General features: G+C 66.5%; 25 protein-coding genes and 1 tRNA gene. 19 read left to right on the top strand and 7 right to left on the bottom strand.

The window, feature by feature from the left end; translation table 11 throughout:
• The 9 genes from DYI24_RS04105 to DYI24_RS04065 all read left to right on the top strand — a co-directional run.
• A partial coding sequence (locus DYI24_RS04105) for a histidinol dehydrogenase (protein WP_205523356.1) occupies positions 1-293 on the top strand: 293 nt, incomplete at its 5' end.
• Positions 290-781: a UPF0262 family protein gene (locus DYI24_RS04100; protein ID WP_011160062.1), complete on the top strand. Its 492-nt coding sequence runs from the start codon at positions 290-292 to the stop codon at positions 779-781. The genes DYI24_RS04105 and DYI24_RS04100, both read left to right, overlap by 4 nt.
• A gap of 58 nt (positions 782-839) precedes the next feature.
• Positions 840-1,307, top strand: coding sequence for an arsenate-mycothiol transferase ArsC (locus DYI24_RS04095; protein ID WP_164571358.1), 468 nt, complete (start codon positions 840-842; stop codon positions 1,305-1,307).
• 329 nt (positions 1,308-1,636) lie between these two features.
• A complete protein-coding gene (locus DYI24_RS04090; protein ID WP_164571355.1) occupies positions 1,637-2,803 on the top strand; it encodes an AAA family ATPase in 1,167 nt (388 codons plus the stop codon).
• A 96-nt stretch (positions 2,804-2,899) separates the two neighbouring features.
• Entirely contained in the window at positions 2,900-3,523 is a 624-nt protein-coding gene (locus DYI24_RS04085) for a Maf-like protein (RefSeq protein ID WP_012497704.1), read from the top strand.
• Positions 3,513-3,695 carry a DNA gyrase inhibitor YacG gene (yacG, locus tag DYI24_RS04080; protein WP_164571354.1) on the top strand — a complete coding sequence of 61 codons (183 nt, stop codon included), beginning with the start codon at positions 3,513-3,515 and terminating at the stop codon, positions 3,693-3,695. Before DYI24_RS04085 ends, yacG begins: the two co-directional genes overlap by 11 nt.
• Positions 3,696-3,830: 135 nt before the next feature.
• Positions 3,831-3,906, top strand: a tRNA-Phe gene (locus DYI24_RS04075).
• Positions 3,907-4,078: 172 nt separating this feature from the next.
• Positions 4,079-5,566 (top strand): sensor histidine kinase, encoded by a 1,488-nt coding sequence (locus DYI24_RS04070; RefSeq protein WP_246701146.1) that lies wholly within the window; start codon positions 4,079-4,081, stop codon positions 5,564-5,566.
• 257 nt (positions 5,567-5,823) lie between these two features.
• Positions 5,824-6,213, top strand: a complete 390-nt coding sequence (locus tag DYI24_RS04065; protein ID WP_164571352.1) for a response regulator — start codon at positions 5,824-5,826, stop codon at positions 6,211-6,213.
• Positions 6,214-6,219: 6 nt separating this feature from the next.
• On the opposite strand, the gene DYI24_RS04060 is transcribed toward DYI24_RS04065, so the two are convergent.
• Positions 6,220-6,372 (bottom strand): hypothetical protein, encoded by a 153-nt coding sequence (locus DYI24_RS04060; RefSeq protein ID WP_159060705.1) that lies wholly within the window; start codon positions 6,370-6,372, stop codon positions 6,220-6,222.
• Between the two features lie 115 nt (positions 6,373-6,487).
• Here DYI24_RS04060 and DYI24_RS04055 point away from each other — a divergent pair, with 115 nt between their 5' ends.
• The gene (locus tag DYI24_RS04055; protein ID WP_164571351.1) at positions 6,488-7,234 is read left to right on the top strand and encodes an HAD-IA family hydrolase; all 747 of its coding nucleotides are present in this window, start codon (positions 6,488-6,490) and stop codon (positions 7,232-7,234) included.
• 15 nt (positions 7,235-7,249) lie between these two features.
• Here the strand turns inward: DYI24_RS04055 and DYI24_RS04050 are convergent, their stop codons facing one another.
• The gene (locus DYI24_RS04050; protein WP_164571350.1) at positions 7,250-7,675 is read right to left on the bottom strand and encodes a PaaI family thioesterase; all 426 of its coding nucleotides are present in this window, start codon (positions 7,673-7,675) and stop codon (positions 7,250-7,252) included.
• Between the two features lie 79 nt (positions 7,676-7,754).
• On the opposite strand from DYI24_RS04050, the gene DYI24_RS04045 reads away from it, so the two are divergent.
• Both DYI24_RS04045 and DYI24_RS04040 read left to right on the top strand, forming a co-directional pair.
• On the top strand, positions 7,755-8,381 hold the full coding sequence (locus DYI24_RS04045; protein ID WP_164571349.1) for an NUDIX hydrolase: 627 nt from the start codon (positions 7,755-7,757) through the stop codon (positions 8,379-8,381).
• A gap of 131 nt (positions 8,382-8,512) precedes the next feature.
• A complete protein-coding gene (locus DYI24_RS04040) occupies positions 8,513-9,724 on the top strand; it encodes a hypothetical protein (RefSeq protein ID WP_164571348.1) in 1,212 nt (403 codons plus the stop codon).
• Positions 9,725-9,743: 19 nt separating this feature from the next.
• Here the strand turns inward: DYI24_RS04040 and DYI24_RS04035 are convergent, their stop codons facing one another.
• Positions 9,744-10,046 (bottom strand): hypothetical protein, encoded by a 303-nt coding sequence (locus DYI24_RS04035; protein WP_164571347.1) that lies wholly within the window; start codon positions 10,044-10,046, stop codon positions 9,744-9,746.
• Positions 10,047-10,319: 273 nt separating this feature from the next.
• On the opposite strand from DYI24_RS04035, the gene DYI24_RS04030 reads away from it, so the two are divergent.
• Complete coding sequence (locus DYI24_RS04030; RefSeq protein WP_246701147.1) at positions 10,320-10,778, top strand: hypothetical protein; 459 nt, start codon at positions 10,320-10,322, stop codon at positions 10,776-10,778.
• A gap of 16 nt (positions 10,779-10,794) precedes the next feature.
• On the opposite strand, the gene DYI24_RS04025 is transcribed toward DYI24_RS04030, so the two are convergent.
• The 3 genes from DYI24_RS04025 to DYI24_RS04015 form a co-directional block, all read right to left on the bottom strand.
• A complete protein-coding gene (locus tag DYI24_RS04025; protein ID WP_107346078.1) occupies positions 10,795-12,009 on the bottom strand; it encodes an EAL domain-containing response regulator in 1,215 nt (404 codons plus the stop codon).
• 241 nt (positions 12,010-12,250) lie between these two features.
• Positions 12,251-13,258, bottom strand: coding sequence for a Bug family tripartite tricarboxylate transporter substrate binding protein (locus DYI24_RS04020; RefSeq protein WP_164571345.1), 1,008 nt, complete (start codon positions 13,256-13,258; stop codon positions 12,251-12,253).
• Positions 13,259-13,394: 136 nt separating this feature from the next.
• Positions 13,395-14,999 (bottom strand): alkaline phosphatase D family protein, encoded by a 1,605-nt coding sequence (locus DYI24_RS04015; RefSeq protein WP_205523355.1) that lies wholly within the window; start codon positions 14,997-14,999, stop codon positions 13,395-13,397.
• Positions 15,000-15,177: 178 nt separating this feature from the next.
• On the opposite strand from DYI24_RS04015, the gene DYI24_RS04010 reads away from it, so the two are divergent.
• On the top strand, positions 15,178-16,182 hold the full coding sequence (locus DYI24_RS04010; RefSeq protein WP_164571344.1) for an HWE histidine kinase domain-containing protein: 1,005 nt from the start codon (positions 15,178-15,180) through the stop codon (positions 16,180-16,182).
• A gap of 9 nt (positions 16,183-16,191) precedes the next feature.
• Positions 16,192-16,548: a response regulator gene (locus DYI24_RS04005; RefSeq protein ID WP_349627658.1), complete on the top strand. Its 357-nt coding sequence runs from the start codon at positions 16,192-16,194 to the stop codon at positions 16,546-16,548.
• Between the two features lie 18 nt (positions 16,549-16,566).
• Here the strand turns inward: DYI24_RS04005 and DYI24_RS04000 are convergent, their stop codons facing one another.
• A complete protein-coding gene (locus DYI24_RS04000) occupies positions 16,567-17,832 on the bottom strand; it encodes an MFS transporter (protein WP_164571343.1) in 1,266 nt (421 codons plus the stop codon).
• Positions 17,833-17,987: 155 nt separating this feature from the next.
• Here DYI24_RS04000 and DYI24_RS03995 point away from each other — a divergent pair, with 155 nt between their 5' ends.
• The 4 genes from DYI24_RS03995 to DYI24_RS03980 form a co-directional block, all read left to right on the top strand.
• Positions 17,988-18,935, top strand: coding sequence for a TAXI family TRAP transporter solute-binding subunit (locus DYI24_RS03995; RefSeq protein WP_107346073.1), 948 nt, complete (start codon positions 17,988-17,990; stop codon positions 18,933-18,935).
• Positions 18,936-19,086: 151 nt separating this feature from the next.
• The gene (locus tag DYI24_RS03990) at positions 19,087-21,207 is read left to right on the top strand and encodes a TRAP transporter permease (protein ID WP_164571342.1); all 2,121 of its coding nucleotides are present in this window, start codon (positions 19,087-19,089) and stop codon (positions 21,205-21,207) included.
• The gene (locus DYI24_RS03985; RefSeq protein ID WP_164571341.1) at positions 21,168-21,578 is read left to right on the top strand and encodes a DUF1850 domain-containing protein; all 411 of its coding nucleotides are present in this window, start codon (positions 21,168-21,170) and stop codon (positions 21,576-21,578) included. Before DYI24_RS03990 ends, DYI24_RS03985 begins: the two co-directional genes overlap by 40 nt.
• 140 nt (positions 21,579-21,718) lie before the next feature.
• Positions 21,719-23,120, top strand: a 1,402-nt coding sequence (locus DYI24_RS03980; RefSeq protein ID WP_164571340.1) for a B12-binding domain-containing radical SAM protein, incomplete at its 3' end; no start/stop codon positions are given.

The raw sequence follows: 23,120 nt of genomic DNA, 5'->3' as shown, positions 1-23,120 counted from the left end.
ATCCGGAAGCGTTCGCCGCGAAGGTCCGCAATGCCGGCGCGATCTTCCTCGGCGGCCATACGCCGGAAGCGATCGGCGATTATGTCGGCGGCTCCAACCACGTGCTGCCGACCGCGCGCTCGGCGCGGTTCTCGTCGGGCCTCGGTGTGCTCGACTTCATGAAGCGCACCTCGATCCTGAAGTGCGGCCCCGAACAGCTCGCCGCGCTCGGCCCGGCCGCGATGGCGCTCGGCAAGGCCGAAGGATTGGACGCGCATGCGCGATCGGTGGGACTGCGTCTGAATCAGCGATGAGCAATCCGGAACCAGACGATTCCAACAATCGCATCGTCGCGGTGACGCTCGACGAGGAATCGATCGGGCGCTCGGGACCGGACATCGAGCACGAGCGCGCCATCGCGATCTACGATCTGGTCGAAAAGAACCTGTTCGCGCCCGAGGGCGCGGGCGAGGGACCGTTCACGCTGCACATCGGCATCACCGGCAACCGGCTGATGTTCGACATCCGCCGCGAGGATGGTGCGCCGGTGATCACCCATCTGCTGTCGCTGACGCCGTTCCGCCGCATCGTGAAGGACTACTTCATGATCTGCGACAGCTACTATCAGGCGATCCGCACCGCCACGCCCGACAAGATCGAAGCCATCGACATGGGCCGCCGCGGCATCCACGACGAAGGCTCGCGCACGCTGCAGGAGCGGCTGGCCGGCAAGGTCCGTATCGATTTCGAGACCGCGCGGCGGCTGTTCACGCTGATTTCCGTGCTGCACTGGAAGGGCTGATGATGCACGGCGCGCGCGGGGAAACCTGGCGTGGGCCGAGCGGCGGCGGACGATGGTGATGACACCGCCGTCGCGGACCGGCCTGCCGCACGCGGTGCTGTTCGCCTGCGGCATGAACAGCGTGCGCTCGCCGATGGCGGAGGCGATGCTGCGCGGCATCGCGCCGCGCACGATGTATGTGCGCTCCGCCGGCGTGAAGACTCACGAACTCGATCCATTCGCCGTGGCGGTGATGGCCGAGCGCGGTCTCGACATCTCCAAGCACAAGCCGACCACGTTCGAAGAGCTCGACGATTACGAGGGCTTGAATTTCGACCTGATCGTCACGCTGTCGCCGGAAGCGCACCACAAGGCGCTGGAGCTGACCCGCGCCCACGCGGTCGACGTCGAATACTGGCCGACCTACGATCCCACCGGCACCGAAGGCAACCGCGAACAGAAGATCGCCGCCTACCGCGAAGTCGCCGACTCCCTGATGCAGCGCATCTACAAACGCTTCGGCCGCCACAGCGGCGGGAACGAGTAGTTGTGAGCTGGTGATCTGTTCCGGCCAAGCGTTACTTGCCTTGCACTGTTTCGCGCTGCGCATTGCGTAACCACGCCTCTTCACGTCTGTCATCCGCGGCGCGCCGCCAGGCGCGAACCCGTAACCCCGAGCTTGTGGAGCACCGTCTCCTGCACATCGAGATTCTGGGTTCGCTCGCTGCGCGAGCGCACCGGAATGACGTTCCGCGGGGGAAGGGGCGCAAGCATGCAAGGAGCAGATTGCCCACTTCGCAGACCGCGGCTCCATACTTTGGCCGCTCGCTCGGCATCTGCTATCCATCAAGCGTTAGTACACGATTGGACATCGCAATGATCACGCGTCTCGCTGTCTCGGGTTACCGATCGCTGCGCGATGTTCGGCTGTCGCTTGGGCCGCTGAATGTCGTCACCGGCGCCAACGGCACCGGGAAGTCGAGCCTGTATCGCGCGTTGCGGCTGCTCGCCGAGATCGCGCAGGGGCGGGTGATTCAATCGCTGGCCGCCGAGGGCGGCTTGCCGTCGACGCTGTGGGCCGGGCCCGAGACGCTGTCGCGCACGATGAAGCAGGGCGCGCACCCGGTGCAGGGCACGACGCGCAGCAACCGCATCGCAATCAAGCTCGGGTTCTCTGGCCCGGATTACGGCTACGCGATCGATCTCGGCCTGCCGCCGCCGCCGGATGGGCCGCGCGCGTCGAGGTTCACGCGCGATCCGGAGATCAAGGTCGAGAGCATGTGGACCGGCGAACTGCTCGGCCGCGCCAACGCGTTTGCCGAACGGCGCGGTCCGTTCGTGCGGGTGCGCGATGACGGCGGCCAGTGGCGCGAGGTGTATCGGTCGCTGAGCCCCGCCGACAGCATGATGACTCACGGCGCCGATCCGCGCGAGGCGCTCGAACTGTTGCTGCTGCGCGACCTGATGCGGGACTGGCGGTTCTACGATCAGCTGCGTACCGATCGCGATGCGCCGGCGCGGCGGCCGCAGATCGGCACCCGCACGCCGGTGCTCGGCGGCGACGGGGCAGATCTGGCGGCAGCGATCCAGACCATCCTGGAGATCGGCGATCACGAGGCGCTCGCGGCCACCATCGACGATGCGTTTCCGCGTGCGCGGCTGGAGGTGTCGGAGGCCGATGGTTATTTCGAACTGGCGATGGCGCAGCACGGCCTGCTGCGTCCCCTGAAGGCCGCGGAATTGTCGGACGGCACGCTGCGCTATTTGCTGCTGGTCGCCGCGCTGCTGTCGCCGCGGCCGCCCGAGCTGATGATCCTCAACGAGCCTGAGGCCAGCCTGCACCCGGATCTGCTGGCGCCGCTGGCCCGGCTGATCGCCGCAGCCGCGACACGCTCGCAGATCGTTGTGGTGTCGCATGCCGACGGGCTGGTATCGGCGCTGCGCCGCGAGGCTGACAGCCGCGAGATCGTGCTCGAGAAAGAGCTCAGCGAGACGCTGGTCCGCGACGGCGAGCGTCCATCCTGGAACTGGCCGGCGCGTTGACTGTCCTGCTCTGTGCCCGGCGCCTGTTGTCCCGGCACTCGCCTTCCGATAGGTTCCGCGCTCTCTCCCGCCACCCCGTCGAATCAAAAGTTCCGCATGCTCGGCCGCCCCAAACTCGTTCTCGCCTCCGGCTCGCCGCGACGGCTCGCGCTGCTCAACCAGGCCGGCATCGAGCCCGATGCGCTGCGGCCGGCGGACGTCGACGAAACGCCGATCCGGGGCGAGCTGCCGCGCGCCTGCGCCAACCGGCTGGCCCGCGCCAAGGCCGAAGCGGCGCTGCAGTCGATCCAGCTCGACGACGATCTGCGCGGCTCGTATCTGCTCGCGGCCGATACCGTGGTGGCGGTCGGCCGCCGCATCCTGCCGAAGGCCGAGCTGACCGACGAAGCCTCGCAGTGCCTGCGGCTGCTGTCGGGGCGTAATCACCGCGTCTATACCGCCGTCTGCCTGGTCACGCCCAAGGAGGCGTTCCGGCAGCGCCTGGTCGAGACCCGGGTGCGGTTCAAGCGGCTGTCCGAAGAGGACATCGCCGGCTACGTCGGCTCCGGCGAATGGCGCGGCAAGGCCGGCGGCTATGCGGTGCAGGGCATCGCCGGCTCGTTCGTGGTCAAGCTGGTCGGCTCCTACACCAATGTGGTCGGGCTGCCGCTGTATGAGACCATTTCGCTGCTCGGCGGCGAGGGCTTCCCGATCCGCCATGGCTGGCTCAATGCCGGCTGATCCGGCCCAGCCGCGTGCGCGCGGCGCCAAGCCCTGCCCGGTATGCGGCAAGCCGGCGACCGCCGAATCGCACCCGTTCTGCAGCGAGCGCTGCCGCGACGTCGACCTCAATCGCTGGCTGTCCGGCTCCTACGCCATTCCCGGCCGGCCCGCCGACGACGAAGAGGATTGAGCCGGAATTCCGGGCGGCGGCTGTGCGACGATCCGGTGAATTTTTCCCCGGCAAAACACCGTCACGACGGGTGGACAGCGCCGCCGTGTCTGACTATAACCCGGCGCTCCCCCGGTTTCGAACCGGGCGGACGACGCCCAGGTAGCTCAGTTGGTAGAGCATGCGACTGAAAATCGCAGTGTCGGTGGTTCGATCCCGCCCCTGGGCACCATCTCTCCTTTAAGCTTCGGCTTCCCCCCGCACAGACCTTCACCGGTCCCTTTGCTTGCATTGGCCTTGCGCCGGATGATACCGCTGGGACGAGCGCGCGGAGCGTGATTTTGGCGGCTTCGCGCGGGTCGCTGTATGCCGTCGGTGGACGGCGGTTCCGTTGTGCATCCTTGATGTCATCGAGCGAACGATCCGACAGCCGTGCAGCGTCGCTCCCCGTCGCGACCGTGGCGGCGCCGCGCCGTCAGTGGCTCCACGATCTATTGAAAGCCGCCGGCCTTCGGTTCGACGATCCGGCGGAAGAGCGCCGCTTCGTCGACAGCTACGTCCGGTCCCAGATCGGCTGGACCCAGGCGGCGATGGTCCTCGGCGCGCTGACCTATGCGGGCTACACTTTCTGGGACTGGATGCTGTACCCCGAGGTCGTGCCGATCACGCTGGCGATCCGCGGCGGCACGGCGCTGCTGGTGCTGCTGCCGCTGACGCTGCTGCTCGGGATGGCGCGGCGCTGGGCCGAGACCATCCTGCTGCTCTACTGCGTGATACCGGGCTGCGTACTGCCGTCGGTGTATCTGGTGTTGCCGTCCGGCTTCACCTACGCGTCCGCCGGGATGATTATCGTCATCCTGTTCGTCTCGACCATGCTGCCGCTGCGGATCGGCTCGCTGCTGATCTTCTGCGTGACGACCTGGCTGGCCTTCGCCTTCGCCGAGCGGTTGGCGCCGGAGATGTCGCCAGGACTCGGCTTCATCAATCACTTCCTGATCGGCAATTCGTATCTGCTGTCGCTGTACGCGGTCGGCGCCCGCGAACATCGGGCGCGCCGCCAGTTTGCCACCACCGAGGCGCTGCAGCGCGAGACTGCGCGATCGGAAGCATCGCTGCGCGAGCTCCGCGCCACCCAGGCGCATCTGGTGCAAGCCGAGAAGCTGGCGGCGCTGGGACAGCTCGTCGCTGGCGTCGGCCATGAAGTCAGCACGCCGATCGGGCTGGCGCTGACGACCTCGAGCGCGATGCAAGCCGACGTCCGCGACCTTGCCCGCGCCCTTGAAGGCGGTGCGGTGCGGCGCTCCGATCTGACCCGCGGCATCGGCCGGCTCGACCAAGGACTGGGGATGACGCAGCAGAACCTGCTGCGCGCCTCCGAGATGATCCACGCCTTCAAGCAGGTCGCGGTCGATCAGGCCAACGAGCAGCGCGAAGGGTTCGAGCTGCGCGGCTGGCTGTCCACCAGCTTCGACAAGCTGAGGCCGCTGCTATCGCGCCGCGGCCTCACTGTGGAGTTGAACGTGCCGGAAGGGATCACGTTGATCAGCCGCCCCGGCGCGCTCGGCCAGGTGCTCGGCATCCTCGCCTTCAACGCGGCGATCCACGCTTACCCGGGCGACGCCGAAGGCGTGCTGCATGTGGAGGCCGCGCGGATCGCGCCGGACCGGGTCCGGATCACACTGGCGGACGATGGCGTCGGCATCCCGGCCGATCTCGCTGAACGGATCTTCGATCCGTTCTTCACGACCAAGCGCGACGGCGGCAGCATCGGCCTCGGCCTGCACATCGCCTTCAACCTCGTGGCCTCGACGCTCGGTGGCACGATCGAGCTGATCGGCCGCGAGCACGGCGCCGCGTTTCAGATCGATTTGCCGACCATGTCGCCCTCGTGATGAGCCGTTTCGGGAGCGTCGCATAACGGGGCCGCCTCTTTGGGAACACCATCACCGATGAGGTGTGTGCAGGAGGTCAGGAAGCACGCCCTCGGCTCCGGAGGGGATGACGTATGTTCGCTCTGTGCAGGGGCCGCCGTGCTCGTAGCGTTACCAGTTGCGCTCGTTTCGCAAACTGCAGCAATCTGACACCGTCATAGCCGGTCTTTGTTTTGCGTCGCGGCGCTCACGGTCCTTACGCCTGCCAAGAGGTGGTGATGGAGGTGCTGGTCGTCGACGACGAGCCGGCGGTGCGCACGGTGCTGACTTTGGTGCTGAGCAAAGCCGGCCATCAGGTCACGGTGTGCGACAGCGGGGCTGCGGCGCTCGATTGGCTCAGCCGGAGCGATCCGGCGCTGGTGCTGATCGATCTCAGCCTGCCCAAGGTGCAGGACAAGAGCGTGCTGGCTGCGGTGCGGGCGGCGCGGCCGGCGCTGCCGATCATCGTGATCAGCGGGATGCTGCCGGAATTCGATGCGGCGATGCTGAAGCGGGAAGGGATGACGGTCGAGAACGGCGTCTATTGCCTGGCCAAGCCGTTCACCGCCAAACAATTGCAGACGCTGATGGATGCCGCGCTGACGCCAGGCGACCGGGCGCCTGGATAGGCTCGACTATTCCTGGACGACGTCGTCGCAGGCGGAGCAGCGGAACACGGTGCGCGGAGGATGTTGCAGCCGACGCGGCAAACGGCCGATCAGCTTCATTTCACCGCCGCACTTCTCGCAGCGGCGCTGAGCAGAATAGTCGTGTTCGATATCGGACATCGGAGCGCTTGATGGTGATTGTAAAGTTTGCTTTACACCTTGCCCAAGTCATTGTCAGGTCCGATTTGTGTTCATTTTTTGGACGCTTCGCACCGTCCGAGAGTAAATTGGTTCCATGATACCTTCTGCGCTGATCTTCGACGTCGATGGGACCCTCGCGGAAACCGAAGAACTGCACCGTCAGGCCTTCAATGCCACCTTCGCGGCGGAGCAATTGCCGTGGCATTGGGATGCGACGCTGTATCGCAAGCTGCTCGACGTCACCGGCGGCAAGGAGCGGATCGCTCACTTCCTGAAGTCGGAGCCGGAGGGCGCTGAGCGGGCGGCTGATCGGATCCCCGAACTGCACCGGGCCAAGACCGACCGCTACACCGCGCTGGTCGCCGCCGGCACCGCGCTGCGCCCCGGCGTGGCGCGGCTGATCCGTGAGGCCAAGGCGGCCGGCGTGAAGCTCGGCATCGCCACCACCACCAGCCTGCCGAATGTCGAGGCGCTGCTTCAGTCCTCGCTCGGGCCGGACGCGATGGCGCTGTTCGACGCGGTCGGGGCCGGCGACGTGGTGCCGGCCAAGAAGCCGGCGCCGGACATCTATCTCCACGTGCTCGACGCGCTGCAGCTGCCGGCGGCCGCTTGCGTCGCGTTCGAGGATTCCACCAACGGGGTGCGCGCCGCGCGCGCCGCCGGGCTGCCGACCATCGTCACCCCGGGGCTCTATACCGAGGGTGACGACTTTCCCGGCGCGCTCGCGGTGCTGAGCGATCTCGGCGAGCCGGATGCGCCGTATCGGCATCTGGCCGGTGCGGGCGCGGGCGATTCCCTGGTGACATTGGACGCGCTGGCGCGGTGGTGCCGCGCCGCCTGAGCCGCAGGGCGGGCGTCAGCGCGGCCGCACGATCTTGAACACGCCGTGCGCCAGGATGATGCAGCGGCGGTCGACGCTGACTTCGGTCGAGGTGAAGATCAGGCTGCGCGTGGTCCGCACCACCCGCGGCCGTGAGATCAGCAGGTCGCCGATCTCTGCGGCGTCGACGAAATGCGTGTCCATCTGCACTGTGGCGAGATGCGGCGCGCCGGACTGATCGCGCGCCGCGATGCCCGAGGTGCGGTCCGCCAGCGTCATCATCAGCCCGCCCTGCACCAGGCCGCGCTTGTTGCGGTGCTTGGCCGCGGTCGCGATCGCGTATTCGTTGGTGCCGTCGGCGCAGCGATGCCACAGCGGCCCGACCAGATCGATGAAGCCGTCGTCGTGGATCACGCTCCAGCCGTCGGCCTTCATGCTGCGGGCAGTGGTGGTCTCGGTCATCGATCGCGTCTCCGTCGCCGCATGGCGTTGCGCGGCGGCAACGGTTTCCTCGTTCAGGCGCGCAGTGTAGTCAAGACGGATGAGCCACGCGCACGACGCTGCCACCCGAGCCCTGATCGCCGCGCGTTGCGCGGCTTTTCCGCGCCACGACGACGGCCTGTCGCCGGCCGGACTGAAACGCGCCGCGGTGGCGATCGCGCTGGTGGCGATGGAGGACGGCAGCGCGGCGTTCCTGCTGACGCGGCGCTCGCCGCGGCTGCGCTCCCATGCCTATCAATGGGCGCTGCCCGGCGGCCGCTGCGATGCCGGCGAGACCGCGCCTGAAACCGCGCTGCGGGAATTGCACGAGGAGCTCGGCCTCGCGCTTCACGCCGGCGACGTGCTCGGCATCCTCGACGACTATCCGACCCGTTCCGGCTATCTGGTGACGCCGGTGGTGGCGTGGGCTGCGGCGGCGGGGCCGCTGGCGCCGAACCCCGACGAAGTCGCCTCGGTGCATCACGTCGGCCTCGCCGAGATCGCGCCGCCGGATGTGTTCGACTTCACCTCGATCCCGGAGAGCGACCGCCGCGTGGTTCGGTTCCGCTACGAGGACGACTTCATCCACGCACCGACCGCGGCGCTGATCTATCAGTTTCGCGAAGTGCTGGCCGGCCGCGTCACCCGCGTTGCCGATCTCGAACAGCCGGTATTCGCCTGGAAGTAGCCCGCGCCGTGCGCTGTCGCACGAATGCGAAATGGTTTTCTCAAACAAACAATCGCCGGGTTCACAGCTTGTGATGCCCGGCGCAAGCTGTGGGGCAACGGTTCATTCACCCTATCGGGCGAGGATGCGGCATGGCTCATTCGATCATCCATCTCGCCCGGCTCGCGCCGGTTGCGCTGCTCGCTTTTGGATCCCACGCGCTCGCCCAGACCGCGGCGCCGCTGCCGTTGTCGGTGGCGAACGCGATGGCGCAAGCCGTCTCGCCGCAGGCGATCGCCGAATATCGCTACCGGCTGCAGCAGTATCAGGCCGCGCGTGCCGAATTCGAACGCGACGCCGGCGCCTATTGGGACGCGATCGCCGAGCGGCGGCGGATCCGCAATGCCAAGCGCCGCACCGGCGAGCAGGTCACGATGGACGACTACGTGCTGGTGCAGCCGCCGGTCTATACCGGGCCGAAGCGGCCGATAGATCCGGAGCCGTCGACCGAACCGCCGCGCGAGCGCAAGTCGCTGCCGGTGGTCGCCGACTTCGTCCGCGCCGCCGCCGAATACTATCAGTTCACGCCGCAGCGTCCGTCGAGCGAGGTCGAGTTCAAGCGCGCTTATGCGCGTGCCGCCCGCGAAGCCGGTCTGACCCGCGATCAGGCGGTGCGGGTCTATGCGTTCGAGACCGGCGGCAACGGCGATCACGACATGCAGTCGGGGCTCAGTAAGACGCGGCCCGGCTCGCGGCCGATCTCGACCGCGATCGGCTACAACCAGCTGCTCACCACCAACACCTTGGTGCTGCTGGCCGAGCAGGGCAATCAGATCATCAAGTCGCTCAGCGAGAAGGCCGCGACGCTGTCGGGGCCGCGGCGGCAGGCGCTCGACCGCAAGATCGCGGTGGTGAAGCGGATGGTGGCGTTCGCGCGCTCGATCCCGGGTAATTGGAGCGAGCACGAGAAACTCGGCCGCACTCCGCAGGGCTGGGGCGTGCATGCGCTGGTGCTCGACATCGATGTCGGCCCGCTGCTGCAGACCCACAAGCTGCTGACCTCGGTGGTGTTCGCACAGCGCAAGGATTACCCGGAGCGGCTCACCGCCGCCGAGCTCGAGATGATGAATCTCACCGGCGACAGCACCGGCCTCGACATGGTGACGATGCCGCAGGAGATGCGCGAGGTGGTGCCGACCTCGAACTTCTTCCAGCGCTCCGGCTATGAGCGCAATCCGGTAGCGATCCGCCACAACACCGTGGCGAAGCTGCTCGCCGTCACCGACGCGCGGATGGACGCCAACAGCAACAATCCGGGCGCGCGCGAACTGTTCGCCGCGTTCGAGACCAGCGCGCAGCGCTGAAGCGCGATCGCGTTCGGCGCTACTGATCGGCGCCGAACTTGAAGTTGCCGTCGCCTTCGAGGAACGGCCCGGAGCGCATATAGAGCTGGCCGTTGGCGCCAATGAAGAACAGCGTCTCGCGCGGCACCTTCCTGGCGCCCTTGAACAGCTCCTTGGCGTTGCTGGTGCCCATCTTGTAGGTCAGCGTTTTGCCGTCGCGGGTGTAGCCGTAGCCCTTGTCCGGGGCCAGCACCCACGGCTCGCCGGCGTCGGCGTGAGCGACCGACGTCAGCGCCGCGAGGCTCGCGGCGGCGATCAGCAGGGAAGTGCGAAACGCGGTCATCGCTGAGGCTCCAAACAGAGCATGCCGGGCCGAGACCAACCGAGTCGGTCGATCATGGCGTCGCGCGGCCGTCTCTGAACAAATCACGAACGATCAGTTGCGGTCAACAATGCCGCATGCTGATGTCGGTCGGATGTCAGCGCCGTTTGGTTCGACTTTGTGATTTTACCCATGTCGGCGCGCCGCTATGGTTCTGCCACCGAGTCGCCGTTCACGCGCGACGATCGCAGCGGGAGGACGACGATGCAGATGCAGGGCCTTTCGATCGGCGCGATGCTGATCGCCGGAATGGCTTCGTTGGTCGCAGCAGCGCCGGCCTCCGCCGACGAATACCGGCTCAGCAACAATCAACGCATCTCCTGCAGCCGCGGCCTGAGCCCGGGCAAGCTGGTCACCGCCACCTGCCGGTCCTACGCGTATCTGTTCAACACCAAGACCTCGGAATACTTCCGCTGCGCCGTCAGCCTGGCGATGACGCGCGACAACAAGGAAGTGATTAACGTCCAGACCGACGGCGGCTGCTTCCGCCGGCCGCGGATCTTCGACGCCGACGGCGACTATCAGTTCGACGGCGCCGAGACCGAGCCGGCCAACACCAACGCGTTCTTCGGCGCCGGCGGCTATGTGGTGTGGGCCGCCGATACCAAGCAGCGCCGCGTCCGCGGCTGCGTCACCATCGCGTCGGGCCTCGGCGATGACGTCTCCAAGTGCCAGGAGATGACGTTCGACTGACGCGCCGCGAACGCACTCAGTCCTGCATTGCGACCGGACGCGCGTGTGCGGCGCGGGCGAATTTCTTCAGGCCCATCGGCTTGCCGAACAGATAGCCCTGCATCTTGTCGAAACCGAGCTCGTGCGCGGCCTGGAAGTCGGCGCGGGTCTCGATTCCCGTCGCGGTGCAGCGCGCGCCGTAGTCGCCGGCGAGTTCGACGATTCGCTTGCACACTGTGCGCTTCAGCCTGTCGTCGGCGCAGCCGGTGACGAACGAGCGGTCGACCTTCAGTTCGACGAACGGGAAAGTGTCGAGGTGCATCAGCGCCGGCCAGTCGGCGCCGACCTTGTCGATCGCGATCGCCACGTTGCGCAGCCGCAGCCGTCGGCCGATCTCGGCCATCTCATCGAGGTGGTCGACGATCTCGACGGCGTCGATCTCGATGATCAGCCCGCCGAACGCCGGATGCTGCGGCACCCAGGCTGACAGATCGTCGAGCGCGCGCTCATTGCCGAGGAAGCTCACCGGCAGGTTGATCGACAGGTCGATCGGGCCCTGATGGTCGAGCAGATAATGCCAGTCGGCGATCGCGCGCTTGACCACGAACTCCGACAGCGCGCGGAAATGCGGATCGTTGCCGTCGGGCAGAAACGCCGACGGCGAGACCACGCCCCAGCTCGGATGCCGCATCCGCAACAGCGCCTCGGCGCCCTGCGGCGTCAGCGAATGCGCATCGACACAGCGCTGATACCACAGCTCCAGCCAGCCGGCCTTCAGCGCCTCGGCGACGTCGATCTCCGGCTCGGGCGCAGGCTCCTGCGGTAGCAGCGGCGCCAGGCTGAGACTCAGCGTGTGGACGCTGAACGGCGTTGCCAACGGTGGTAGCATCCGCAAGCCGCGCGCGGCGCCGTGCTGGCGGATTGCGTCCGACATGATGGTCTCGCGCGGCGCGATCGTCAGCACGCTGCCGGTAAAACAGGTCGCCGCGAGCGTATCGAGAATCGCCTCCGCTTCGACGCCGTCGACGCTCGAACCGATCACCAGCAGGTCGGGCTGATGTTCGGCGAGCCGCGCCGGCAGTTCCAGCGCGCCGGCGCATTCCCCCGTCACGAATCGGAACTCCTCCAGCGCGTCGGCCAAAAAAGCGCGCAAGTGCGGCTTGCGATCGACGACACAGGCGCGCGGCGCCACCTTGCGGCGGCCGAAACCGCCTGCAGGTACGCACACTTCCGCTTCCGTCGTTGCTCTCATTGGTCCACCCCCCGAAATAACGCGCCAAACTTTAGGGGTTGGAGAGAGTTCAAAATGTGGAATTAAACCGAAACCCACACTAAGTCCCGGGTAGGGTTAAATGGATGCCTATGATTCAAATGCGATCTTTTGAAACGCGCACGATGTAATGGGTTTAGGTGTCACGCGTCGGGTGCAATCACGACGCCTCGCGCCTTTGTCGAAGATCAAATTTGAACACGCTGCAATGAGTGCGACGTAGCTATAGCGGCGCAATTCCGGCGGTCTTCGCCACTTTCTCCCAGCGCGCGATTTCGGCCTCGACGTGACGCCGCATATCGTCGGGCGATCCGCCGCCCGGGTCGGCGCCGATGTCGCGAAGTTTCGCCCTTCCGCTGTCGCTCGCGAGGAAGGCCGCAACCGTAGCGTTGAGGCTGGTGACGATTTCCGCCGGCGTGCCGCGCGGCGACCCGATGGTGAACCAGGAGGCGGTCTCGTAGCCCGGCACGCCGGCTTCCGCGATGGTCGGCAGATGCGACAACGGCGGCCAGCGCTTGGCGGTGGTCACCGCGAGCGGACGAATCTCGCCGGCCTCGAGCAGCGGTTTGGACGCCGGCAGATTGTCGATGGTGAGATGCACGCGGCCTTCGGCGAGATCGCGCAGCATCGGCGCCGATCCTTTGTACGGCACCGCGGTGATCTCGACGCCCGTCATCGTCTTGAACAGTTCGGTCGACAGGTGCCCGGTCGAGCCGAGCGCCGAGACGCCGTAGAACAATTCGCGTGGGCGCTGCCGTGCGTAGCTGATCAGTTCGGTGACGCTGGTCACCGGCAGCGACTTGGTCACCGACAACAGGTTCGGTACGCGGGCAATCACGATCACCGGTGTGAAGTCGGTGCGCGGATCGTACCCCATGGTCCGATACACAAGGCGATTGGTGGCGTGGATGCCGGGCGTGCCGACGATGAAGGTGTAGCCGTCCGCCGGCACCTTGGCGACGTAGGAGGCGGCGATATTGCCGCTCTCGCCGCCGCGGTTGTCGATCACGAATGCCTGGCCGTAATGCTCCGAGAGACGGGTGGCGATCAACCGCGCCAGCATGTCGGTGGTGCCACCGGCGGTGAACGGTACCACCAGCGTCACCTGCCGGGTCGGCCAATCCGCTGCGCGCGCCCGGCGTGGCAGCAGCGGCAGGGTGGCGATCGCGGCAGCTCCGCGCAGAACGCTGCGCCGGCTGATACGCGATCGCGGATAGAGGGGTTCGATCATCTCATCCCTTGGAGCATTGTCCCCGCGCTGCGGGCAGCGCGGCCGGCTACGTTGAGCGGCCAGCATGATCCTACGCGCGCGATTCGGCGAGGACCAGCGCGGCCACACGCGGCGGCACGGTCTCCTACGATCGTCGTTAGCGAGTGATGAGTCCAGGACGGCCGGCTTCGACAACGAGCGAGCGGATCGTTGTTGCGGGGTGTCCGGGTACGGCGATGCTGTCGATCGCGCGGAAGTCCGCCAGCCATTGCTGCGGCGTCACGGTGTGCCGCGTGTAGCCGCGCTGGTCGCTGAAGAACTTCAGCTGCGGATTGTTGCGATGCATGGTGGCCATCGCCGCGTCGTCCGGTGGTGCGCCGCCGACCGATGAGATCGAGGTCGACAGAAACTCGACGCCGACGCACGGCGAGTTGGGATTGCGGGCGTCGCGATGCAGCTCGAGCGCCAGCGCCCGGTGCAGGTCGCCGCTGAGCACCACGGCGTTGGTGACCTTCGCTTCATCGAGCATCGCGATCACCCGGTCGCGCGCCGCGGTGGCGCCGTTCCAGGTGTCGACATCGAACACCGGCTCGCCTTTGTCCTCGATCTTGGGAAAGCCGCGCCAGTCGAACGGCGCAAACAGCACCTGCTGCGCCAGCACCCGCCAGGTCGCGTCGCCCTGCTTCAGCCGCGTCGCGAGCCATTGCTCCTGTGCGGCGCCGAGCATGGTGCGGTCCGGCACGTCGGCCTCGGTGCAGCCCGCCAGGAATCCGTCGCCGCAAGGCTGGCGCGATCGATATTGCCGGGTGTCGAGCACCGCGACGTCCGCCAGTTTGCCGAAGCGAAAGCCGCGATACGCCAGCACGTCCGGTCCGCGCGGCCGCTGCGCCCGGCGCACCGGCATGTGCTCGTACCAGGCCTGCAGCGCCATCGCCCGGCGAAACAGGAACGCCTCGGGCGGCGTCTGTTTGGGATCGCTGTCGCTCGCCCAGTTGTTGGCGATCTCGTGGTCGTCGAAGCTGATCACGAACGGGCAGGCGGCGTGAGCGGCCTTCAGATCGGGATCGGATTTATACAGCGCGTAGCGGCGGCGGTAGTCGGTCAGCGTGTAGCAGGCCGGAAAGTCCTTCGGCATCGTGCGCGGCCAGGGCGCGTCGTTCTTGTCGGTGGCCGCATAGCCGTATTCGTAGATGTAGTCGCCGTAGTGGAACACGAAATCGAGTTGCTCCTCGGCGATCGCGCGCCACGCCGCATAGTAGCCGCCCTCCCAGCGCTGGCAGCCGGCCGAAGCAAAGCGGAGTTGTGGCAGCGTCGCATCCGGCGCCGGCAAGGTGCGGGCGCGGCCGATCGGGCTGTCGGCGCCGCCGGCACGGAAGCGATAGAAGTAGTCGCGTCCCGGCGCCAAGCCCTCGACCTCGACGTGCACCGAATGCGCCAGTTCGAGATAGGCGGTGGTGCGTTCGCTGCGCAGGATCCGGGTCATCGCCGGATCGTCGGCGATCTCCACCGTCACCTCGACCGGCTGGGCGCTCATTCCGCCTCGGGCCTTCAGCGGTTCCGGCGCCAGCCGCGTCCACAGCACGAAACCGTCCGGCGCCGGATCACCGGACGCGATGCCGAGCGTGAACGGATCGGTGGAGAATGACGCCGGCGCGGCTGCGCCGGCACTCGCCGGTACGATGCCGATCAGCCCGGCGCCGAGCGCACCGCGCAGCACGGTGCGGCGGTCGAATGCGAACGGGTCGAAAGAATCAGGCGGCATCGGTGGTACTCTTGCGAGGGCGTCTTGCGGGCTGCGGTTCGACGCAGCCTAGCAGCGCCGGATGAAACTCTCTCGACACCAAACTGCCGTATCACCTTCAACATCATCCGAGTTCCCGGATTGTGACCGGGCGGGTTTCTCGATAGCTTTTCGCGGTCTTGTCTCAGGTTTGGTCAGCATGAATATGGAAGACCTTTATCGGCTGCTGCGCACCAGCCACGTTCAGGCGCAAGGCATCGTCGATACGGTCGCCGATCCGATGCTGGTCCTGGACGCCAATCTGACCGTGCAGAATGCCAGCCGCGCGTTTTTCGAAACCTTCAAGGTCGATCGCTACGAGACGATCGGCCAGCCGCTGTTCGAACTCGGCAACGGCCAATGGGACATCCCCGAGCTGCGCCGGCTGCTGCTCGAGGTCATTCCCAAGGCGACGGCGGTGATCAACTACCAGGTCGATCATGTCTTCCCGGGCCTGGGGCCGCGGACGATGCTGCTGACGGCCCGGAAACTCGTCCATCCGGACAACGCCAGCCATTCGATGCTGCTGTCGATCATCGATGCCACCGACCGGTTCCGGCGCGACGCCGCCAAGGATCTGCTGCTCGGCGAGATGCGGCACCGGATGAAGAATCTGTTCAGCGTGGTGCAGTCGCTGGCGCGGCAGACCACGACGGACGGGCGGACCGCCAAGCAATACAGGGACGACTTCCTCGGCCGCTTCGGCGCCTTGATGGAGGCCGAAGACCTGGCGTTCGTCACGCAGGACGAGACCGCGCTGCTCAAGCTGCTGCAGCGAATCCTGGCGCCCTACAAGGGGGGCCCGGCGGTGATTGCGATCGAGTCCGGGCCCGCGGTGGTGCTCGCCCCGCGCTCGCTTGGCTCGCTCAGCCTCGTCCTGCATGAGCTCGCGACCAACGCCGCCAAATACGGCGCCCTGTCGGCGCCGGGCGGCCAGGTGCGGGTGACCTGGGCGATCGACGCCGACAAGCAGGAACTGCGGCTGAGCTGGGTTGAAACTGGCGGCCCGGCGGTCACGCCGCCGGCCAGCACTGGTTACGGCACGGAGCTGATCCGCTCGGTGACAAGCTACAGCCTCGGCGGACGTTCGGAACTCGATTACGCCGTCGAGGGTTTACGGGCTGAGATCATCATCCCGCTGAGGAGTGAATCGCTCCCGAGTTGAAAGTGCATCGTGCAGAAGACGGTTCTGATCGTCGAAGACGAATTCTTGATCGCGATGGATCTGGTTAGGATGGTCGAAGGCGATGGCTGGAGGATCATCGGACCGGTCGCGACCGTGCAAGATGCACTTCGTTTGCTCGATGCCGAACTGCCCTCGGTGGCAATGCTCGACGTCAATCTCGGCAAGGAGCTGGTAACGCCGGTGGCGGAACGACTGAAGGCGCAGAACGTGCCGTTTGCGGTGGCCAGCGCCTATGACAAGCCCGAGAGCCATGGCGGTGACGTACTGGCCGGGGTGCCGAATGTTGGTAAACCGGCCGCCGAACGACGGCTGCTAACGATCTTGAAGCAGCTTACCGAGAGCTGACGTCTCCGCCAGAGAGACTTAGACGGTGAATGACACCGCGTCCGGCGCTGCGGCAGGCGGCGTCGCCGGCTGCTGTTGCCGCGTCTCCGGCATCAGCACCAGAAATAGCACCAGCGCCGCGGCGGCGATGCCGGCAAGCGCTAGGAAAGCGGCGCTATAGCCGGCGCTGACCACGATCAGTCCGGCGAAGCCTGTCGACAGCGCGGCGCCGAGGCCGGCGGCGGTCGCGATCGCCCCCTGGCTGATGTTGAAATGCCCGGTGCCGTGGGTGAGGTCCGCCACCACCAGCGGAAACAGCGCGCCGAAGATGCCGGCGCCGACGCCGTCGAGCAGTTGCACCCCGACCAGCCAATACGGATTATCGGACAGCGGATACAGTGCGCCGCGCAGCGCCAGCACGGCGAGCGCCACCGCGAAGATCGGCTTGCGGCCCCAGACGTCGGCCTTGTGGCCGACCAGCGCCGCCACCGGCACCATCACCACCTGCGCGGCGACGATGCACACCGACATCAGCGTGGTGCCGAGGTTCTTGTTCACCAGCGCCAGTTTCTGTCCGACCAGCGGCAGCATCGCCGCATTGGCGAAGTGAAACAGCACGGTGGCGCCGGCGAAGATCAACAGCGGCCGGCAGGTCAGCAGCACCTTGAAGCCGGACGGCTGATCGTAATGCGCGCCCGGCTCGTGATCGTCGCCCAAACCTCGTGCGACGTGATCGTCGATCGCCGTGGCCGGGATCGACAGCGTCGCGACGATGCTGGCGAGCGCCATCGCGGCCATCCGCCAGAACACCACGCCCGGGCCGAACCCATAGGCGAACGCGCCGGCGAGCATCGCCGCCACCGCATTGCCGGCGTGGTTGAAGGCTTCGTTGCGTCCGGTCCTGCGGGCGAAGGCGCGCGGCCCGACGATGCCGAGCGTCAGCGCTGCCACCGCGGGCGCGAAGATCGCGCCGGCCGCAGCCGCCAGCGCCTGGGTTGCCGCCACCAGGGCGAAACTGTCCAGCCACGGCAGCACCACCGATGCCGCAGTCACCACCAGGGCTGCGGCCACGATCAGCGCGCGCTTGGCGGTGGAGTGGTCGATCAATGCGCCGGCCGGCGTCTGGGCGGCGATGCCGGCAGCCGCGGCGATCGACATCACCAGGCCGATCGACGCCTCGTTCCAGTTCTGCACCGCCAGCAGGTAGATCGCCAGATACGGGCCGAGGCCGTCGCGGACATCGGCCAGGAAGAAGTTCAGCGCGTCGAGCGGCCGCGCCTGGGGCTGGGGAGAGCTGGGCGGCAAGCGAACCTCGTCGACTGCATTGAACGGGAACGTACAATCCGCGCCGCCACCATCGGGTTCCGCGTCCCTTGTCCGGGACCGCCGATTTGACGGGTTGACCGCGGCGGTTCGGCCGGTCAGTTTTCCAAGCAACAACTTAAGGGAGAAAACTGTTCATGAAGGCCAGATTGTTTGGTGTCGCCGCGGCTGCGGTCATTGTCCTGGCGGCGCCGCAAGCCCGCGCTCAGCAGTTCGTCAACGTGCTGACCGGCGGCACCTCCGGCGTCTACTATCCGCTCGGCGTCGCGATTGCCAAGATTTACGGCGAGAAGATCCCCAACGTCAAAGCTCAGGTGCAGGCCACCAAGGCGTCGGTCGAGAACCTCAATTTGCTGCAGCAGGGGCGCGGCGAGATCGCGTTCTCGCTCGGCGACTCGCTGAAAGCCGCCTGGGACGGCGACGCCGAGGCCGGCTTCAAGGCCAAGCTCGACAAGCTGCGGGTGATCGGCGCGATCTACCCGAACTACATCCAGATCGTTGCCACCTCCGAAAGCGGCATCAAGACGCTGGCCGACCTGAAGGGCAAGAGCCTGTCGGTCGGCGCGCCGAAATCCGGCACCGAGCTGAATTCCCGCGCGATCCTGAAGGCCGCCGGCATGGACTACAAGGATCTCGGCAAGGTCGAGTATCTGCCGTTCGCCGAATCCGTCGACCTGATGAAGAACCGCCAGCTCGCCGCCACGCTGCAATCGGCCGGCCTCGGCGTCGCGTCGCTGAAGGACCTGTCGAATTCGTCCGACATCAACGTCGTGGCGGTGCCGAAGGAAGTGATCGCCAAGATCGGCCCGCCGTTCGTCGCCGAGACGATCCCGGCCGGCACCTACAAGGGCCAGGACAAGGACGTGCCGACTGCCGCCGTGGTCAACTATCTGGTGACCTCGAGCGCGGTGTCCGACGATCTCGCCTATCAGATGACCAAGCTGGTCTATGAATCGCTGCCCGAACTCGCCAGCGCCCACGCCGCCGGCAAGGGCATCAAGCTCGAAACCGCCGCCGCCGACAGCCCGGTCCCGCTGCACCCCGGCGCGATCAAGTATTTCAAGGAAAAGGGCGTGCTGAAGTAAGCGCGAGGTCCAACCTCGCGCGATATCGTCATGCGCGGGCTTGACCCGCGCATCCATCGCTTCCGAAGAAGATGGATGGCCGGGTCAAGCCCGGCCATGACACTGAGAATAACAAACCACACAACAAACCACGCGGCGGGAACGGTCATCGATGTTGAAGCCTGAGGTTGCGGTCGAGCCGACGCCAGCGCCGGTCCATGTCGAGTTCGACAATTTCGAGCACGGCTTTCCGGCCGGGTTCGGGCCGCGCGGCTGGCGCCATCTGGCCTATGCGGTGGCGATCGCCTTTGCCAGCTTCCAGCTCGTCATCGCGGCCTGGAACATCCTGCCGAGCCAGGTGGTGCGCGGCGTTCATGTCGGCTTCCTGCTGCTGCTGACTTTCGGGCTGATCGGCAATTTCACCGCGCGCACCGATTTCGGCCGCGCGGTGGCCTGGCTGATCGGTGCGGCCGGGTTCTTCTGCGGCCTGTATCAGTGGATCTTCTATGCCGACCTGATCCAGCGCGACGGCGACCCGACCCACCTCGATCTCGCGGTCGGCACGCTGCTGGCGGTGCTGATCTTCGAGGGCACCCGGCGGCTGATGGGGCCGGCGCTGCCGATCATGTGCGGCGTGTGTCTGCTGTATTGGTTCTTCGGCCAGTATCTGCCGGCGCCGTTCAATCACCGTGGCTACGATTTCGACCAGGTCGTCACCCATCTGTCGTTCGGCACCGAGGGCTTCTACGGCGTGCCGATCTACGTGTCGGCGACCTACATCTTCCTGTTCATTCTGTTCGGCTCGTTCCTCGAACGCGCCGGCATGATCCAGCTGTTCACCGACGTGTCGCTCGGCCTGTTCGGCCGCAGCCGCGGCGGCCCCGCCAAGGTCGCGGTGTTTGCCTCCGGCATGATGGGCACGATCTCCGGCTCCGGCGTCGCCAACGTCGTCACCGTCGGTCAGTTCACCATTCCGCTGATGATCAAGTTCGGCTACCGCCGCGCCTTTGCGGCCGGCGTCGAAGCCACCGCCTCGATGGGCGGCCAGATCATGCCGCCGGTGATGGGCGCAGTGGCGTTCATCATGGCCGAGACGCTCGGCGTCGACTACGCGGTGATCGTCAAGGCCGCGGTGATCCCGGCGATCCTGTATTTCGCTAGCGCGTTCTGGATGGTGCATCTCGAAGCCGGCAAGCACGGCCTGGTCGGGATGAAGAAGTCGGAGATCCCGAGCGCATGGCGCGCCGCGGTCGATCGCTGGTACCTGATCCTGCCGCTGGCGGCGCTGGTGTTCATGCTGTTCGAGGGCTTCACGCCGCTGTACGCCGGCTCGATGGGCCTGGCGCTGACGGTGGCGCTGATCCTCGGCGCCTCGATTGTGCATGGTTTCTCCAACACCGTGCTGCGCTACGTGTTCTGGATCGGGCTGGCGCTGGTGGTCGGCGCGGTGTCGCATAGCGGCCTCGACATCATGCGGATCGTGATCATCGTCGCCGCGCTGGTGGCGATCGCGGCGATCACCCGCGGCGGCCGCGCCACGCTGCGCGCCTGCCGGGATTCCCTCGCCGACAGCGCCAAGTCGGCGCTCACGGTCGGCATGGCCTGCGCCATCGTCGGCACCATCATCGGCATGATGACGCAGACCGGCGTCGGCACCGTGTTCGGCACCTGGGTGATCGGGCTCGGCGAGCACAGCCTGTTCCTGGCGCTGGTGATGACGATGCTGCTGTCGATCCTGCTCGGCACCGGCATTCCGACGATCCCGACCTACATCATCACCGCGGCGCTGGCGGCCCCGGCGCTCGCCAAGCTCGGCGTGCCGCTGATCGTCAGCCATATGTTCGCGTTCTACTACGGCATCATGGCCGACCTCTCGCCGCCGGTGGCGCTGGCGGCGCTCGCTGCGGCGCCGATCGCCCGCGAGAACCCGGACAAGATCGGCTGGGAGGCGATGCGGATCGCGCTCGCCGGCTACGTCATTCCGTTCATCGCGGTGTACTCGCCGGCCTTGATGCTGCAGCCCGGCGATCCGATGGCGGCCGAGCTCGGCTTCTACGGCGCGGTCGCCTACGCCACCTTCAAGGCGCTGATCGCAATCGGGCTGTTCGGCATGGTGTCGATCGGCTTTCTTTACACCCGGATGACCGTGATCGAACGCATCGTCGCCTTCGGGGCCAGCATCTGCCTGCTCGGCGAGTTCCCCTACAGCGACTATATCGGCTTCCTGATCACCGCCGTGCTGGTGGCGTGGCAATGGCGGCAGCGGCCGCGCAATGCGGTGGCGGCCGCGTGAGCCTGTGCGTCGCGACCGCCGGCGTGATCAAGACGCTGGCGGTCGCCGCTTTCACGCTGGCCTGGACGCATTCGATCGAAAAGACCGAATGGCAGGAAGACTGGCGGGTGACGCCGCAGGGCCTCGAACTGATCACCGCGCGCGTCAAAGGCAGCGGGGCCGGCATGGGGCCGGCCCCCGAGGCGCGGCTGGTCGATGGCTGGTTTCAATGGAGCCCGCACCGGCCGCCGCTGCCGAGCGTCGTGCTCGGCAATTCCGGCCTTGCCGGCGAGTGGCGGTTGTGTAGCGAAGGGAACTGCCGCAGCCTGTCCGAGATCGTCGGCCACCCCATCGGCGCGCAGCCGATCACGCTCAGCAGCTGCCCGGATTAGCCTCTCAGCGCATTGCTGCCGGTTGAATATCGCCCTCCTGATGCCGATTAATCGCTTGCGGCCAACGCCGAAGCACAGGCACACTGCGCCGCAATACAGATCGTTCGCTCGACGGGCGTTCGGCCGGAGAGGTGTCGCTAATGCAGCCGGTCGCGCACGCGAAGCGGAAATTTATTCTGTTGCTGATCAAACCGTCACATTACGACGATGACGGTTACGTCCTGCGCTGGTGGCGCGGGATCATTCCCTCGAACTCACTCGCCACGCTCTACGGCATCGCCGCCGACGTCGCCGCGCGCCAGGTGCTCGGTGCCGACGTCGAGTTCGAGATCGAGGCGATGGACGAGTTCAATACCCGGATCGATATTCCGGCGCTGCTCGACCGCTTCGCCCGCAACGGCAATTTCGGCCTGGTGGGGCTGGTCGGGGTGCAATCCAACCAATATCCACGCGCGCTCGATATCGCCCGGCCGTTCCGGAAAAGCGGCGTGCCGGTGGTAATGGGCGGGTTTCACGTCTCCGGTTGCCTGGCGATGCTCGACGGCAAGGCGATCGGCCTCGACGACTGCCGCGACATGGGCGTGGCGATGTTCGCCGGCGAGGCCGAGGGCGGCCGGTTCGACGGCGTGCTGCAGGATGCCGCGGCCGGGCAATTGCAGCCGGTCTATAACTTCCTCAACGACCTGCCCGGGATCGAGGGCGTGCCGGCGCCGTATCTGCCGCTCGCCACCGTGAAGCGGACGCTCGGCCTGTCGACCAGTGTCGATGCCGGGCGCGGCTGTCCGTATCAGTGCTCGTTCTGCACCATCATCAACGTGCAGGGCCGCAAGTCGCGCTACCGCACGCCCGATGATATCGAGGCGATGGTGCGCCGGAACTGGGCGCAGGGCATCAGCAAGTACTTCATCACCGACGACAACTTCGCCCGCAACAAAGATTGGGAAGCGATCCTCGACCGCCTGATCCAGATCCGCGAGACGGAAGACATTCCGCTCGGTTTCATGATCCAGGTCGACACGCTGTGTCACAAGATCCCGCGCTTCATCGAAAAGGCCAAGCGCGCTGGCGTGACGCGGGTGTTCATCGGGCTGGAGAACATCAATCCGGCCAATCTGCTCACTGCCAACAAGCGGCAGAACAAGATCACCGAATATCGCGCAATGCTGCTGGCCTGGAAGGACCACGGCATCATCACGCTGACGGGTTACATCCTGGGCTTCCCGGCCGATACGCCGGAGTCGATCCGCGCCGATATCGATATCATCAAGCGCGAACTGCCGATCGACGTCATGGAGTTCTTCTGTCTGACGCCGCTGCCGGGTTCGGAGGATCACCAGACGCTGTGGCGCGCCGGCGTCGCGATGGACCCGGATCTCAACAACTACGACGTCGAGCACGTCTGCACCGCGCATCCGTTGATGTCGCGGTCCGAATGGGAAGCGATCTATCGCGAGGCGTGGAGCCGCTACTACACGCCCGATCACATCGAGACGCTGCTCCGCCGCGCGGCAGCGACCGGGATCCTGTCTCTTATACACCTCT

Source organism: Rhodopseudomonas sp. BR0C11, from assembly GCF_010820945.1.
GTDB lineage: Bacteria > Pseudomonadota > Alphaproteobacteria > Rhizobiales > Xanthobacteraceae > Rhodopseudomonas > Rhodopseudomonas palustris_H.
The sequence above is the reverse complement of the archived record's forward strand: the minus strand, read 5'-3'. Positions and strand labels throughout refer to the sequence as shown.

What these genes read in the sequence shown, in the direction of transcription:
- DYI24_RS04070 (WP_246701146.1), top strand. Translation starts at nt 4,079, where the DNA reads ATGTCATCGAGCGAACGATCCGACAGCCGTGCAGCGTCGCTCCCCGTC.
- DYI24_RS03985 (WP_164571341.1), top strand. Translation starts at nt 21,168, where the DNA reads ATGGCGGCAGCGGCCGCGCAATGCGGTGGCGGCCGCGTGAGCCTGTGC.
- DYI24_RS04050 (WP_164571350.1), bottom strand. Translation starts at nt 7,675, where the DNA reads ATGACCGAGACCACCACTGCCCGCAGCATGAAGGCCGACGGCTGGAGC.
- DYI24_RS03990 (WP_164571342.1), top strand. Translation starts at nt 19,087, where the DNA reads ATGTTGAAGCCTGAGGTTGCGGTCGAGCCGACGCCAGCGCCGGTCCAT.
- DYI24_RS04095 (WP_164571358.1), top strand. Translation starts at nt 840, where the DNA reads ATGACACCGCCGTCGCGGACCGGCCTGCCGCACGCGGTGCTGTTCGCC.
- DYI24_RS04060 (WP_159060705.1), bottom strand. Translation starts at nt 6,372, where the DNA reads ATGTCCGATATCGAACACGACTATTCTGCTCAGCGCCGCTGCGAGAAG.
- DYI24_RS03995 (WP_107346073.1), top strand. Translation starts at nt 17,988, where the DNA reads ATGAAGGCCAGATTGTTTGGTGTCGCCGCGGCTGCGGTCATTGTCCTG.
- DYI24_RS04015 (WP_205523355.1), bottom strand. Translation starts at nt 14,999, where the DNA reads ATGCCGCCTGATTCTTTCGACCCGTTCGCATTCGACCGCCGCACCGTG.
- DYI24_RS04010 (WP_164571344.1), top strand. Translation starts at nt 15,178, where the DNA reads ATGAATATGGAAGACCTTTATCGGCTGCTGCGCACCAGCCACGTTCAG.
- DYI24_RS04020 (WP_164571345.1), bottom strand. Translation starts at nt 13,258, where the DNA reads ATGATCGAACCCCTCTATCCGCGATCGCGTATCAGCCGGCGCAGCGTT.
- DYI24_RS04030 (WP_246701147.1), top strand. Translation starts at nt 10,320, where the DNA reads ATGCTGATCGCCGGAATGGCTTCGTTGGTCGCAGCAGCGCCGGCCTCC.
- yacG (WP_164571354.1), top strand. Translation starts at nt 3,513, where the DNA reads ATGCCGGCTGATCCGGCCCAGCCGCGTGCGCGCGGCGCCAAGCCCTGC.
- DYI24_RS04025 (WP_107346078.1), bottom strand. Translation starts at nt 12,009, where the DNA reads ATGAGAGCAACGACGGAAGCGGAAGTGTGCGTACCTGCAGGCGGTTTC.
- DYI24_RS04090 (WP_164571355.1), top strand. Translation starts at nt 1,637, where the DNA reads ATGATCACGCGTCTCGCTGTCTCGGGTTACCGATCGCTGCGCGATGTT.
- DYI24_RS04085 (WP_012497704.1), top strand. Translation starts at nt 2,900, where the DNA reads ATGCTCGGCCGCCCCAAACTCGTTCTCGCCTCCGGCTCGCCGCGACGG.
- DYI24_RS04100 (WP_011160062.1), top strand. Translation starts at nt 290, where the DNA reads ATGAGCAATCCGGAACCAGACGATTCCAACAATCGCATCGTCGCGGTG.
- DYI24_RS04045 (WP_164571349.1), top strand. Translation starts at nt 7,755, where the DNA reads ATGAGCCACGCGCACGACGCTGCCACCCGAGCCCTGATCGCCGCGCGT.
- DYI24_RS04065 (WP_164571352.1), top strand. Translation starts at nt 5,824, where the DNA reads ATGGAGGTGCTGGTCGTCGACGACGAGCCGGCGGTGCGCACGGTGCTG.
- DYI24_RS04035 (WP_164571347.1), bottom strand. Translation starts at nt 10,046, where the DNA reads ATGACCGCGTTTCGCACTTCCCTGCTGATCGCCGCCGCGAGCCTCGCG.
- DYI24_RS04055 (WP_164571351.1), top strand. Translation starts at nt 6,488, where the DNA reads ATGATACCTTCTGCGCTGATCTTCGACGTCGATGGGACCCTCGCGGAA.
- DYI24_RS04040 (WP_164571348.1), top strand. Translation starts at nt 8,513, where the DNA reads ATGGCTCATTCGATCATCCATCTCGCCCGGCTCGCGCCGGTTGCGCTG.